This window comes from Arthrobacter globiformis (assembly GCF_003261175.1).
Lineage (GTDB): Bacteria > Actinomycetota > Actinomycetes > Actinomycetales > Micrococcaceae > Arthrobacter > Arthrobacter globiformis_A.
The window spans coordinates 185,288-199,344 of record NZ_QLNP01000062.1 but is presented as its reverse complement, the minus strand read 5'-3'; the positions used below and the strand labels follow the sequence as shown (position 1 = coordinate 199,344).

11 protein-coding genes are annotated in these 14,057 nt (G+C 68.6%); 6 read left to right on the top strand and 5 right to left on the bottom strand.

From position 1 onward, the window contains the following. Positions 1 to 36 precede the first annotated feature (36 nt). Entirely contained in the window at positions 37 to 789 is a 753-nt protein-coding gene (locus DBZ45_RS05170; protein ID WP_223256935.1) for a maleate cis-trans isomerase family protein, read from the top strand. A 129-nt stretch (positions 790 to 918) separates the two neighbouring features. On the opposite strand, the gene DBZ45_RS05165 is transcribed toward DBZ45_RS05170, so the two are convergent. Then, a complete protein-coding gene (locus tag DBZ45_RS05165; RefSeq protein ID WP_111902861.1) occupies positions 919 to 1,659 on the bottom strand; it encodes a maleate cis-trans isomerase family protein in 741 nt (246 codons plus the stop codon). A gap of 167 nt (positions 1,660 to 1,826) precedes the next feature. Here DBZ45_RS05165 and DBZ45_RS05160 point away from each other — a divergent pair, with 167 nt between their 5' ends. The 3 genes from DBZ45_RS05160 to DBZ45_RS05150 all read left to right on the top strand — a co-directional run bounded on the left by DBZ45_RS05160 (position 1,827) and on the right by DBZ45_RS05150 (position 4,689). Next, positions 1,827 to 3,257: an amidase gene (locus DBZ45_RS05160; RefSeq protein WP_111903001.1), complete on the top strand. Its 1,431-nt coding sequence runs from the start codon at positions 1,827 to 1,829 to the stop codon at positions 3,255 to 3,257. A 58-nt stretch (positions 3,258 to 3,315) separates the two neighbouring features. Continuing rightward, positions 3,316 to 3,828 carry a DUF3830 family protein gene (locus DBZ45_RS05155; RefSeq protein WP_111902860.1) on the top strand — a complete coding sequence of 171 codons (513 nt, stop codon included), beginning with the start codon at positions 3,316 to 3,318 and terminating at the stop codon, positions 3,826 to 3,828. 186 nt (positions 3,829 to 4,014) lie between these two features. Further along, positions 4,015 to 4,689 (top strand): GntR family transcriptional regulator, encoded by a 675-nt coding sequence (locus DBZ45_RS05150; protein ID WP_111903000.1) that lies wholly within the window; start codon positions 4,015 to 4,017, stop codon positions 4,687 to 4,689. Between the two features lie 70 nt (positions 4,690 to 4,759). Here the strand turns inward: DBZ45_RS05150 and DBZ45_RS05145 are convergent, their stop codons facing one another. From DBZ45_RS05145 to DBZ45_RS05130, 4 genes are all read right to left on the bottom strand, one after another. After that, positions 4,760 to 5,992, bottom strand: coding sequence for a M20 family metallopeptidase (locus DBZ45_RS05145; RefSeq protein ID WP_111902859.1), 1,233 nt, complete (start codon positions 5,990 to 5,992; stop codon positions 4,760 to 4,762). Next, entirely contained in the window at positions 5,989 to 7,242 is a 1,254-nt protein-coding gene (locus DBZ45_RS05140; protein WP_111902858.1) for an aminotransferase-like domain-containing protein, read from the bottom strand. Before DBZ45_RS05140 ends, DBZ45_RS05145 begins: the two co-directional genes overlap by 4 nt. Positions 7,243 to 7,245: 3 nt before the next feature. Next, positions 7,246 to 8,427, bottom strand: a complete 1,182-nt coding sequence (locus DBZ45_RS05135) for a M24 family metallopeptidase (protein WP_111902857.1) — start codon at positions 8,425 to 8,427, stop codon at positions 7,246 to 7,248. Between the two features lie 164 nt (positions 8,428 to 8,591). Continuing rightward, on the bottom strand, positions 8,592 to 9,575 hold the full coding sequence (locus DBZ45_RS05130; protein ID WP_190243019.1) for a D-2-hydroxyacid dehydrogenase: 984 nt from the start codon (positions 9,573 to 9,575) through the stop codon (positions 8,592 to 8,594). A 66-nt stretch (positions 9,576 to 9,641) separates the two neighbouring features. Between DBZ45_RS05130 and DBZ45_RS05125 the strand changes: the two genes are divergently transcribed. Both DBZ45_RS05125 and DBZ45_RS05120 read left to right on the top strand, forming a co-directional pair. After that, complete coding sequence (locus DBZ45_RS05125) at positions 9,642 to 10,919, top strand: aspartate aminotransferase family protein (protein ID WP_111902856.1); 1,278 nt, start codon at positions 9,642 to 9,644, stop codon at positions 10,917 to 10,919. A gap of 8 nt (positions 10,920 to 10,927) precedes the next feature. Beyond that, positions 10,928 to 14,056, top strand: a complete 3,129-nt coding sequence (locus tag DBZ45_RS05120; protein WP_111902855.1) for an FAD-binding and (Fe-S)-binding domain-containing protein — start codon at positions 10,928 to 10,930, stop codon at positions 14,054 to 14,056. The last annotated feature ends 1 nt before the right edge of the window (position 14,057 follow it).

Genomic DNA, 14,057 nt, shown 5'->3' with positions numbered 1-14,057 from the left:
ATTATTGTCAACAATCTACTAATCTAAGGGAAGAGAATGGAAAGTTTTATGCGGGATGAGGCCGGGCCGGCGCGTCAGGCGGGGATCGGTGTGGTGTGTCCCTTCGACATGGCACTGGACCGTGAGCTTTGGCGCTGGATGCCTGGGGATGTGTCCCTCTATTTCACCCGGACGCCGTTCCTGGATGAGCCTGTCAGCCTGGAGCTCGCCGAGGACGTCAGTGACGACCGTAACGTGCAGGCGGCGGCCCGAAACCTGAGCGCCGTTGGCCCCAAGGTGATGGCGTACGCGTGCACCTCAGGCAGCTTCGTCAACGGCGTGGCTGGCGCCCGCCGTATCTCCAAGGTGATGGAGGCCGCCAGCTCGGCGCAGGGTGTCAGCACGTCGGAGGCGTTGCTGGAGGCCCTGAATTATCTCGGGGTGTCCCGGGTGGTGGTCATCACCCCGTATGTGGCGGAGCTGACGCTCCGGCTGGGTGACTTCCTCGAAGAGGCGGGGCATGCCGTCGTGTCGCAGGCGGGGTTGGGCCTGGGGGGCGGGATCTGGGAAGTGCCGTACCGGACCACCAGCGAACTGATCCGGGCTGCGGATGTGCCGGAGGCCGACGTCGTCTTTATCAGCTGCACCAACCTGCCCACGTACGACATCATTGCCCCGTTGGAGCGGGAACTGGGCAAGCCGGTGCTGTCCGCCAACCAGGTCACTGCGTGGGCGGCCCTTGCGCGGCTTGGAAAGGCTGCCGTGGGTCCGGGCCAGCGGCTGCTGGCGGGGTCCGACGGCGGGGATTAGGACCGCTGCAGGGCGACGCAGGGTGGCCCGCGGGTGTGCAAAAGGCGTCCCGGGCGGAGGAATTTGCTGCTCCGCCTGGGACGCCTTTGGTGGCTTTCGCCCGGCTCTCCGGGGCCTGCTTGTGCGGCGTCAGGCGCCGACGGGAAGGCCGGCAGTGGCCTGGAACAGGTGCCCGAGTGCGTCGCAGGGCTGCAGGGCGCCGGCCAGGCGCAAGCCCTGCCACACGGTGACCTGGTTTGCCGTGAGGACAGGTTTGCCCAGCGCTGCCTCCAGATCGGTGATCCAGCGGGCGCTGTGCAGGGCGGTGTCCGGGATCAGGATGGCCTGGGCGTCGGGGCTGTCGTTGCTGCGCGCGAGATCCAGCACGCCGTCACGGTCAAGCTGGCCGGCGAGTGCCGCCGTGGGAATGTCATGGCTCACGAGCTGGGTCACCTCAATTCCGCAGTGGCCCAGCAGAGCCACGAAATGCCGGGACACATCCTCGGGATAGGTGGCCGCCACGGCCACGCGCTCCAGGCCCAGGGCCCTTGCCGCGTCCACGAACGCAAGCGATGTGGACGACGCGGGAACCTCCAGCGCCTCCTGGACCTCAAGGGCCTGCTGGTGCGCACCGTCCCAGCCGAACACAAAGCTGCCGGACGTACAGGCCCACATCACGGCGTCGGGCTTGGCTGCGCGCAGAGACTGCGCGCCTTCGAGCAGCCGCTCGCTCTTGCCTAGGTCCAGCAGGGCCTGCACCTCGTGAGCGTCGACGCCCACGGAGGTGTGGACCAGCGGCAGGCTGACGCCGCCGCCCAGGAGCTCCGCCATGTAGGGGTAATCGTCTTCGGCGCCGAAGCCCGGGTAGAGCATGCCAACGGTGACTCCCATTAATTCTCCTTTGAAATGCCGCGGGCCATTCCCGTGGATTGTGGACAATCATACGAAAAGCGGCCGGTAAAAGATAGGGACGTAGGATTGTTGACAATAGTGACGCATCGCACATAGCCTGACCGCAGTGTTATCTGCACCACAGGAACAACAAGGGAGATTTGCGCGTGATTGATGCACTGGAATGGGCCACAGCCACCGAACTGCTGGCCGCCTACCGATCCGGCGAAGCCTCGCCCGTGGAGGCGACGCGCGCAGCGCTGGACTCGATTGACCGCCACGACGCCGGCATCAATGCGTTCTGCCTCGTCGAGCCTGAGGCTGCGCTGCAGGAAGCAAGCGAGTCGGAAGCGCGCTGGCGCAGGAACGAACCCCGGGGCCTGGCCGACGGCGTTCCGACCTCAATCAAGGACCTGCTGCTGACCAGGGGCTGGCCCACGCTCCGCGGCTCAATGCTCACCTCGCCCGGTGGCGACTGGGACGAGGACGCGCCCGCCATCGCCCGGCTGCGCGAAAACGGCGCCGTCCTGCTCGGCAAGGTCACCAGCCCCGAATTTGGCTGGAAGGGCGTGACCGACAGCCCGCGCTGCGGGGTCACGCGGAATCCGTGGGACCCGACCCGCACGTCCGGTGGCTCCAGCGGCGGCAGTGCCGCGGCGGTGAGCCAAGGCATGGGTCCATGGTCCGTGGGTACCGACGGCGGAGGTTCCATTCGGATCCCGGCCGGCTTTACCGGCACCGTCGGCTTCAAGCCCACGTACGGAACTGTGCCGCTCTACCCGGCTAGTCCCTTCGGTACGCTGGCCCACGCCGGTCCCATCACACGCAGCGTGGAGGACGCCGCGCTGATGATGGACATTCTGTCGCAGCCCGACGCCCGCGACTGGTCCGCCGGACCCGCCCCCACGCGCTCCTTCCTGGAATCCCTGGGCGACGGGCTGCGCGGCCGGAGTATCGCCTTCAGCCCGGACCTTGGCTACGGCATCAACCATCCCGAAGTTGAAGCGGCCGTCCGCAGCGCCGTGGGGTTGCTGCGCGAGCTCGGCGCAGATGTTGAGGAAATCGACCTCGGCTGGTCGGACCCGGTAGACGCCTACCACGTGCTGTGGTTCAGTGGCGCAGCCAAGGTGGTTGAGGGCTACGGCCCGCGCGCCATCGAACGGATCGACCCGCACCTTGCCGCCGCGCTGGAACGGCATGCCGGCTTCAGTGCCAGCGACTTCCTCGACGCCACGGCGGTCCGCATGAAGCTGGGCCGGGAGATGGGGCTACTGCACGAGCAGTATGACCTGCTGGTGACGCCCACCCTGCCCATCCCCGCGTTCGAGGCCGGCCGGGATGTCCCGGCCGGCTCGGACTCGCAGGACTGGACGTCCTGGACGCCCTACACCTACCCCTTTAACCTCACCCAGCAGCCCGCCATCAGCGTGCCGTGCGGATTCACCAGCGACGCTCTTCCGGTCGGGCTTCAGATCATCGGGCCGCGGCACGGCGACGCGGCCGTGCTGTCCGTGGCCGCCGCCTACCAGGGTGCCACTGACTGGTGCCGCCGCCGGCCCGCCACCACCGCGGAGCTGTCCACCCCCACGCGGAACTGATTCCCGCACCGAACTAATCCCCACCCCGAACCGATCCCCCCCGAACCGGAGGAAGAACATGGCCCGATACATCAACATCACCCTTGAAAAGCGCGGCGTGACCTGCAAGGCACTCCTGCACGATGACGCGGCACCCCGCACGGCCAACGCCGTCTGGGACGCGCTGCCGCTCAGCGGTCAGGTTTTCCACGGCAAGTATGCCCGCAACGAGATCTACAACCTGGTGCCGGCCTTCGCTGTGGCCGAGCCCGGCGCCGAGAACACCACGGTCACACCGATTCCCGGCGACGTTTGCTACTTCACCTTCACCTCGAATGACCTCAAGACTCCCTCCCATGGGTACGAGGCCGATTCGGAGACGGACGCGGTGCAGACCATCGTGGACCTGGCTGTGTTTTACGGCCGCAACAACCTGCTGCTCAACGGAGATACGGGCTGGGTGCCCGGGAATGTCTTTGCCACGATCGTGGAAGGGCTGGACGAAATGGCCTCGGCCTGCCAGGACATCTGGATGGGCGGGGCCAGGGATGAGACCCTGACATATTCACGGGCCGTGGACACCACGCCGTAAACTCCGCACGCCGGGCCGCCCGCAAAGGGCGGCCCGGCGTTACTTCTTTGCTGACCATTCAACTACCTGCGCGTAATCCTGTAGGATTGTAGACAAGAATTTTGGCCCGCCCTCCGGGACGGACTTCCAGTACGGGTCTGGCGCGCGAAGGCAGCAGCCGGACCCCCGAACGAAATGTGGTTCCCGATGCAAAGATTTGAGCCCGTGGTGCGCGAATCCACGCCATCAATCATTGCCGGCAAATTGCGGACTGCGATCGGGCTCGGCCAAATTGCGCCCGGAGCGCAGCTGGGCGAGGCCGAACTGGCAAAGGAACTGGGCGTGAGCCGCGGACCGCTCCGCGAGGCCATGCAGCGCCTGACGCAGGAAGGCCTGCTCATCAGCATCCGGAACCGCGGGCTGTTCGTCATCACCATGACCGACGAGGAGGTGCGGGACATGTATGTGGCCCGCACCGCCGTCGAACGCGCCGCCTCCGAACTCATCCTGCAGAAGAGCGGCAAGGAAGTTGCGGTGCGGCTGCTGCAGGTGGTGAAGGCCATGAAGAGGGCCGCGGACAAGGGCGACCTGGACGCGATGTCCGAGGCGGACATGGAGTACCACGCCGCACTGGTGGCGGCTGCCGACAGCACCCGGCTCACCCGCATGCACAACACGTTGCTCACCGAGACCCGCATGTGCCTGACGGCGCTGGAGAAGAAGTACCCGGACCCGCACACCCGGGTGGCGGAACATCACGCCATCGCCGAGGCGCTGGCGGACGGCGACACGGAACGCGTCGGACGGCTCCTGATCAGCCACATGGAGGACGCCCTGGAGCGGCTCACCGACAATGGCGGGGCGGAAGCCGCGACGGCCTAGAAACGCACACCAAAGAAGCGGCCGGCTGCACGTTATGTGCAGCTGGCCGCTTTCTTGCTAATGGGACCGTCTAAGCGGGACCGGGGCTCAGGCCGGCCGGATGGCGCAGGCACATGAGGGCATACGCCTTGGCGGCCGCCACGATCTCGGCGATGCTGACAGACTCATTGACCTGGTGGGCCTGGTCGTTGAGCCCGCCCGGCCCCATGACGATGGCCGGCATGTCGAGGTCGCGGGCCACGAAGCCGCCGTCGCAGGCTGCGGTCCAGCCGCTGATGGGGCTGGTGACGCCGGCGTCGGCCAGGGCGGCCACGGCGTTGGCCACCAGCGGATGGGACTCTGGCGTACGGAACCCCGGCATCTCCATGGTCACGGTGGCCTCCACGGTGATGCCGTCGGAGTCGATTCCGGCCTCGCTGATCCGGGCGCGGAGCTTGTCCAGAATCAGGTGGGCGTCGTCGTCGGGCATCAGTCGCCGGTCAAGGGACACGGTGCACTCGGCCGCCACCATGGACGTTCCGGTGCCGCCGCTGATGAGGCCGATGTTCCAGGTGCCGGCGCCCAGCAGCGGATCGAGGTCCGCCTGCAGCCGGGTGTGGTCCTCGCGGACCAGATCCAGGATCTTCGCCGCGGCGCCGATGGCGTTGCGGCCGTCCGCCGGCCGGCCCGAGTGGGCCGACTTGCCGGTGACCTTTAGCTCGATGTAGCTGTCCCCGCGGCAGCCGATCACCGTCTCGAGGTCGGTGGGTTCGGCCACCACGCAGGCGGAGTAGGAGAAGGTCGGGTCCGCCAGGGCGGCGGCGGTGTAGGCGCGGATGCCGATGCCCAGGTCCTCCTCGTCCACCGTGCAGGCGAGCGCCGCGTTGCCAGGCAGCTCGGCGCCGGCGTCGCGGAGTGCCTTCAGTGCGATGAGCACGGCGGCGAGGCCGCCCTTCATGTCCGTGGAGCCGCGGCCAAAGAGCCTGCCGTCCCGGACATAGGGCTCAAACGGCGGCCGCTCCCAGCCGGTCCCGGCAGGAACGACGTCGGAGTGCCCCAGGAACAGGATGCCGGGGGAGGTGCCGCCCGGCAGGACGGCCGTGAAGTTCGGCCGCCCCGGGGCCACGGTGTCCGTGGACACCTCCAGGCCGGCACCCAGGCAGAAGTTTCTTAGGACCTCCACGGTGGCCTCCTCGGTGCCGCCGGGGTTTTCGCCCCCGGCGGCCACAAGGGCGGTGGTCAGCGAGACCAGTTCGGCCTCGCTGATCAGGCCGAGGACACTGTCCTCCACTGACTTTCCCTCCGAATCAAGCGGCGTGCTCAAGCGGATTCCCCGCCCTTCAGCACCGCCAGCTCCCGGTCCATCGCCCGGCGCAGCCGGATGACGCCTTCCTCGGCCCGTTCGGGAGTGGTGGATGCAAAGCAGAGCCGCAGGGCGTCGTCGAACTTTCCGCTGGCGGACAAGGCGGGGCCGGGGATGAAGGCAACGCCTTCGGCGAGGGCCGTCTCAAACAGCTTCCGCGTGGAAATCCGGGCGTCCTCGCCCTGAAGCGTGAGCCAGAGGAAGAAGCCGCCCTCGGGGTCGGTGGTGGTGACACGGCCGCCGAGGTGGCGGCGAAGGTGTTCCTGCATGGCGTCCTTGCGGCGCTTGTACTCGGTGCGCAGCCCGGCGAGGTGGTTGTCCAGGCCGCCGCGGCGGACGAACTCGGCCACGATGTGCTGCGCGGGAACGTTGGTGCACGTGTCCATCGCCTGCTTGGCGTTGATGACCAGCTGGCGCAGCGCCGGATCCGTGTCCACCCAGCCCACGCGCAGGCCCGGGGCCAGGATCTTGGAGAAGGTCCGGACCGAGAACAGCAGGGGATCGGCCGGGCTCAGGGCCTGCAGGGAGGGCAGGTCCTCGCCCTGGAAGCGGAGCAGCCCGTAGGGATCGTCGTCGATGATGACCGAGTTCCACTCGTGCGCGAGCTCCAGCAGCTGGTGCCGGCGCGGCAGGGACATTGTGACGCCGGCGGGGTTCTGGAAGTTGGGGATGGTGTAGATCGCCTTGGGCGTGCGGCCGGCGGCAGCAACCAGCTCGGGCAGGGCCTCCACGATGAGGCCGTTTTCGTCGGTCGGGGCCTCGAGCAGTTCGGCGCCGTAGCTCAGGGCGGTGGCGCTGCCGTTGGTGTAGGTGGGGCTTTCCACGATCACCAGGTCGCCGTGATTGACGAAGAGCTTGCAGGCCAGATCCAGGCCCTGCATGCCGCCGGACGTGATGGTGATGCGTTCCACGTCCGTGGGATCCGAGGTCCCGGCGAGGTACTCCACGAGGGCCTCGAGCAGTACGGGCTCGCCCTCGGTGGCGCCGTAGGTCATGGAGCCGTGATCCAGCACCTGGCCGGCAATCTCGCGGAATTCCTCCAGCGGCACGGCCTCGTCCGCGGGGGAGCCCATGGCAAAGCGGACGACGTCATGGGTCTGCGAGGCCAGCAGTGAGGTGCTGGAGTCGATCACGGAACCGACGAGGTCGGCGGTGCGGTCGGCCAACGGCAGCGTGGCGCGCGAGCGGGTGGCAAAGTGGTCAACAGTCACGGACTAGCCGCCTTTCTGCAGAAGTTCTCGGGGGTAGCTGGTGAAGGTTTCCACGCCGTCGGCCGTGACGCGGATGGATTCGGAGAGTTCGTAGCCGTAGTTGTCCATCCACATGCCCCCGATTACGTGGAAGGTCATGTTTTCCGCCAGGACGGATTCCTCCTCGGAGCGGATGGAGATGGTGCGCTCGCCCCAGTCGGGCGGGTAGCCGACGCCGATCGAGTAGCCGATGCGGGACGGCTTTTCCAGGCCGTACTTGGCCAGCGTCCAGTTCCACGCCCGGGCCAGTTCGCGAACGGGAACACCCGGCTGCACCTCGGTCAGGACGGCGTTAAGGCCGTCGGCGACGGCGTCGGCCAGTTTGGTGAGGCGGTCCGGCTTCTTGCCCAGGGTCAGTGTGCGGGCCAGCGGGACATGGTACCGCTGGTGCGCGCCGGCGAGTTCGATCACCACGGCCTGGCCGGCCTCGAAGCGGTCCTCGCTCCAGGTCAAGTGCGGGGTGTCCGCGGCCTCGCCGGTGGGGAGCATGGGCACGATGGCCGGGTAGTCGCCGCCGATGCCGTTGGCGCCCTTGATCTGCGCCTGGCTGATGGCCGCCGCGGCATCACACTGGCGGACGCCGACGTCGATGGTTTCGACGGCGGCCTCCATGGCCGCCATGCAGACCTGCGCCGCGCCCCGCATCAGCTGGATCTCGGCGGGGGACTTGATGGAGCGGACCCAGTTGACCAGCTCGAAGCTGTCCACCAGCGTCCATTCCGGAATGGCGTTAACCAGGGAACGGTATGCCTTGGGGGAGAAAAAGTGCGAGTCCATCTCCAGGCCCACGCAGCCCTTGGCCGCCGGGGCGATGAGGTAGCGCTCGCGGAGGGCGAAGGCCACCCAGTCGAAGGGGTGCACGTGCGGGCGGTGGACATACTGCTCGGGATAGCCCACGATGCAGTCCTGCGGGAGCCAGCTGGTGCGGAAGGCCCCGCCGGCGTCCATGGCGCGGGTGAACAGCAGCATTGGGCCGTCAGCTGGGACGAAGACCAGCTGCGGGGTGTAAAAGGACCACGCGTTGTACCCGGTCAGGTAGTAGATATTGGCCGGGTCGGTCACCAGCAGGGCGGAAAGCCCCTGCTTTGCCATGCGCACTCGGACACCGGCGAGCCGGGCGTCGTACTCCTCTTGGCTGAACAGCAAAAAACACCTCCGATAATGATTAGTAGATTGTCTACAATTTAGTGCATGTGGCACGGATCACACAAATGAGCCACGCCGGAAACGGGCCGCGCGGCAAATCCGCCGAGCCGCGGACGGGCGGGCCGCCGCCCCGCCTCCGGGGCGGCGCGGTGCTGCTGCCCAGGTCAGGCGCGGCTGACGTAGCCGCGTTCCTTGTCCACCACGTTGGACAGCTTTTCGCCCGCGGTCCAGCGCTCCAGGTTGTCCTGGAACTGCCGGGCCAGGGCGTCTCGCCAGCCCACGACGTCGCCGCACATGTGCGCGGACATGTGGACGTTCTCCATGCCCCAGAAGGGGTGGGACGCCGGGACGGGCTCCTCGCTGAACACGTCCAAAGACGCGGCGGCGATCCGCCCGTCGCGGAGCGCCTGGATCAGCGCCGGCTCATCCACCAGGGCGCCGCGGCCCACGTTGACGAGGTGGGCCGAGGGCTTCATGGCTGACAGGACGCGGGCATCCACCATGTTCCGGGTCTGGTCCGTGAGCGGCGCAATCAGCACCACGTGGTCCGCCCATCCGGCGTGTTCGGCCAGTTCGGCGCTGGACAGGACCGTGCCGAAGTCCCGATCGTCCTCCCGCGGTGTCCGGCCGACGCCGCGCACCTCCAACCCCACCGCCCGGAGCAGCCGGGCCGTGGCGCGGCCGATGCCGCCGGTGCCCACCACGAGGGCCCGGGACCCTTCGGTGCGGGTGACCTCGCGGTGCTGCCACACGGAGTCCTGCTGCAGTTTCTTGCTCAGGTGCAGCTGCTTGTCGTGGGCGAGGATCGAGGCCAGGGCGAACTCGGCGATGGGCCGGTCGAACGTGCCGTGGGCGTTGGTGACCACGACGTCGGATCGCCGCAGTTCGTCGAACATCATCGCGTCCACGCCGGCGGCCGCGACATGCACCCACTTCAGTGAGTCCGCGTGCGGCCAGGCATCCTTCAGTGCGGCGGAGAAAAAATCCCAGAGGAACAGGATGTCCGCGCCGGAAGCCGCGCCGGGCAGGCTGGCGGCATCCGTCACGGTGACGTCAGCCAGGGCTTCGATGGCGTCCAGGTTGTAGGGGCGGGGCAGGCCGTCGGCGGCGAGAATCACCACGCGCTGCTTGTTCTCAGTGTTACTCACGCCACAACCGTACCCCGATCGCAGGATTGTTGACAATAAACAGATGTGACCTGCATCATGGAACGCATGACTTCCCTCAGCCCCGCACTCAAGCAAGCTACCCCCGTCGTCGTGGATCACGCCCTTGGCAGTTGGATCCACGGGACTGACGGCAAGGACTACCTCGACTTCACCACCGGCATCGGTGTGACCAGCACCGGCCACTGCCACCCGAAGGTGGTGGCGGCCGCACGCGAGCAGGTGGGCAAGATCATCCACGCGCAGTACACCACCGTGATGCACAAGCCCCTGCTGGAACTGACCGAAAAGCTCGGCGAGGTCCTTCCCGCCGGCCTCGACTCCGTCTTCTACGCCAACTCCGGCTCCGAGGCGGTTGAAGCGGCCATCCGTCTGGCCCGCATGGCCACCGGCCGCCCCAACATCGTGGTCTTCCAGGGCGGCTTCCACGGCCGCACCGTCGCCGCCGCCTCCCTGACGACGGCCGGCACCAAGTTCTCCGCCGGCTTCGCGCCGCTGATGGCCGGCGTCCACATGTCCGCCTTCCCGTACGCCTACCGCTATGGCTGGGACGAGGCCCTGGCCGTCGAGTTCGCGCTGCAGGAACTGGACTACCTGCTGCAGACCCGCACCGCCCCCAACGACACCGCCGCGTTCCTGATTGAACCCGCGCTGGGCGACGGCGGCTACCTGCCCACCCCGCCGGCGTTCATGGAGGGCCTGCGCGAACGGGCAGACAAGTACGGCATCCAGCTGATCTTCGACGAGGTCCAGGCCGGCGTGGGCCGCACCGGTAAGTTCTGGGGCCACCAGTACTCCTCCGCCACCCCGGACATCATCATCACTGCCAAGGGCATCGCCTCCGGCTTCCCGATTTCCGCCATCGCGGCCTCCACGGAGACCATGGCCAAGGCGTGGCCCGGATCCCAGGGCGGCACCTACGGCGGCAACGCTGTGTCCGCCGCCGCCGGCGTGGCCACCCTGCAAGTGGTCAAGGAAGAAGGTCTCGTGGAGAACTCCCGGATCCGCGGCGAGCAGCTGCAGGCCGGCCTCAAGGAGATCCAGGGGCGCTTCCCGGTGATCGGCGACGTCCGCGGCCGCGGGCTCATGCAGGGCATCGAGTTCACCGCCGAGGAGGGCAAGCCGGACGCCGCCACTGCCGCCGCCGTGCAGCAGGCCACCACGGAGCAGGGCCTGCTGACCCTGACCTGCGGCCCTGCCGGCAACGTGGTCCGACTGATCCCGGCCCTGGTTGTCACCCCCGAGGAGATCGCCACCGGACTGGAGCGCTTCGAGGCCGCCGTCGGCGCGGTCGTCGGAGCCGTCCCCGCCACCGCCGGAGCCTGATTTCCGCGATGACTGTATCTTCCCTGCCTGACGCTTCGTCCGCCGTGCCCGGACAGGACGCTGGACAGAACCCGGACCGCAATGCCGCCCAGCAGCAGGTGCTGGACCGGCTGTCCGCGGCCGGGATCAGCGCCGACAGTTCGCCGCGGCGGCTGGCCGAGTATTCCTTCGACGCGTCCAACTACCGGGTGCCTCCGCTGGCCGTGGTGTTCCCGCGGTCCACGGAGGACGTGGTGGCAACGCTCGCTGTGTGCCGGGAAACCGGAACGCCGCTGGTGAGCCGCGGCGGCGGCACGTCCATGGCAGGCAACGCGATCGGACCCGGCGTGGTGCTGGACTTTTCCCGGTACATGAACCGGATCCACGCAATCGACGAGGCAGCAGGCACCGTGGCCGTGGACCCGGGCGTGGTGCTCGCGGTCCTCTCCCGCGAAGTGGAGAAGGCAACCGGCAACCGGTTCACCTTCGCGCCGGACCCGTCGTCGAAGAACCGGGCCACCGTGGGCGGTTCTCTCGGCAACGACGCGTGCGGGAACCACTCTGTGCGCTACGGCCGCACCTCGGACCACGTGGCGGAGATCGACGTCGTCACCTCCGACGGCGCGCGGCTCACCGCCACTGCCGGCGGGCTGCGCGCCACGGACCCGGAGGACACGTTCGCCGGACAGCGCTCCGCCGCCCTGACGGCGGAGCTGAAGGAGCTGGCGCAAAACAACCTGGCCGCCTTCCGGGTGGAGCTGGGCCGCATCCAGCGGCAGGTCTCGGGTTACCACCTGGCCAACCTGCTGCCGGAAAAGGGCTTCAACGTGGCCCGCGCCCTGGTGGGATCCGAGGGCACCTGCGTTGTTGTCACCGGCGCCCGAATGAAGCTCGTGCCCAAGCCGGCGAGCGCCCTGCTGGTGTGCCTGGGCTATGGGGACGTGGTGGATGCGGCGCGGGACATCGAAACCATCCTGGAATTCTCGCCGGCCGCCGTCGAAGGGATCGACGAGGCCATCGTGGACACCATGCGCTTCCGCCGCGGCGACGGCGCGGTGCTGGGCCTGCCGGCCGGCAAGGCATGGCTGTACGTGGACCTCGACGGCGACGACCCCGCCGAAGTCCACGCCGAGGCCGGCAGGCTGCTGGAACGGCTGCAGGAAAACGGCCGGCTCGTCGAGGGCCGTCCCGTCCCGGACAGCGTTGAGCGGGCGTCGCTGTGGCGCGTCCGCGAGGACGGCGCCGGGCTCTCATCCCGGCTGTCCACCGGCGGCGAGTCCTGGCCCGGCTGGGAGGACTCCGCCGTCGCGCCGGAAAACCTGGCCGGCTACCTGGCCGAGTTCCGCGACCTGCTGACCCGGTTCGGGCTGCAGGGCGTCATGTACGGGCACTTCGGCGCAGGTTGCATGCACATCCGCATCACCTACGACCTGCGCACCGAGGAAGGCCGGGCGGTCTTCCGCGCGTTTTCCGGCGAGGCGGCGAAGCTGGTGGTCCGGCATGGCGGCTCGCTCTCCGGCGAGCACGGCGACGGCCGCGCACGGTCCCAACTGTTGCCGCTGATGTACTCCCCGCGGATGCTGGAGGCGTTCGCCGCCTACCGCCGGCTGTGGGACCCGGCAGGCATCCTGAACCCGGGCTCGCTCACGGACCCGGATCCCATAGACGCGAACCTGGCGCTGGACGGCGTGCCGCAGCGCGAGTGGCGCACCAGCTTCGACCTGCGCCCGCTGCACTCCGGCGGCGGATCCTCGGCGGAAACGGACAACCCTGCGCACGCGGCCGGCAGCGGCATTGACCCGTGGGTCCATGCCGTCCAGGGCTGCATCGGCGTTGGCCGCTGCCGCACGGACGCCGGCGGCGTGATGTGCCCCAGCTACCGCGCCACCCGGGACGAGAAGGACTCCACCCGGGGACGCTCGCGCGTGCTGCAGGACATGGTCCGCGGTGCCCGCACCGTGGAGGAGGGCTGGAAGTCCGAGGAGGTCCGCGAGGCCCTGGACCTCTGCCTTTCCTGCAAGGCCTGTTCCAGTGACTGCCCAACCGGCGTGGACATGGCCAGCTACAAGTCCGAGTTCTTCGACCACTACTACCGCGGCCGGATCCGCCCGCTCTCGCATTTCTCCCTGGGCTGGCTGCCGCGCTGGCTGAAGATCACCGGCCGCGTGGCGCCGTTGGTCAACGCCGTGCTCGCCACGCCGCTGGGCAAGTTGGCCGCCGCACTGGGCGGCCTCACCACCGAGCGCACGCTGCCCCGGTTTGCCGGCGCCGGTGAATGGCAGGCCGAGGTGGCGGCCACGGGCGTGGAAATGCCGGGCCGTCGCCCCTCCGGCAAGGGCAAAAAGCACGGCGTCGGCACCCGCCTGGTTGCCGACGCCGTCAATGAGATCAACACCGACGGCGTGGTGCTGTTCGTGGACACCTTCACCAAGGGCTTCCGCCCCGAGGTGGCGGGCGCCGCGGCACGTGTGCTGGCCAGCGCGGGGGAGCGCACCGAATGTTCCGCGGACGCCTGCTGCGGCCTGACCTGGATCTCCACCGGCCAGCTGGACACCGCAAAGAAGCTGCTGGGCAACGCTGCAGACGTGCTGGACGACGGCACCGACCGCCCCATCGTGGTGGTGGAACCCAGCTGCGCCGCGGCCCTCAGGAAGGACCTGCCCGAGCTGGTCCACACCGAGCAGGCGCGCAGGGTGGCGGCCCGGGTCCGAAGCTTCGCGGCGCACGTCGGCGAGCTGGCCAAGGCCGGCTGGACGCCGGCGCCGGCGGAACCGCTGCCGGAGCAGGTGGTGCTGCAGACGCACTGCCACGAGTACGCCGTCTTCGGTGCCGGAACCCAGAAAGCCGCGCTGGCCGCCGTCGGGGTTTCCGGAGTGGTGGACGCCACCGGCTGCTGCGGCGTGGCGGGCAACTTCGGCTTCGAGAAGGAGCACTACGGGGTGAGCATGCAGGTGGCCGAGCAGGCGCTGGCGCCGGCGCTGCGCAGCACCGGCGCGGAGTCCGTGGTCCTCACGGACGGGTTCTCCTGCGCCATGCAGGTCACGCAGCTGGACGCCGAAGCGGAGCGCCCCGGAACCCATCTCGCCCAGCTCCTGGACCCCGGGCGCCAACCCGCCGACCCAAAAACTTTCCAGTTACCAACCGAAAAGGATTCCTGAC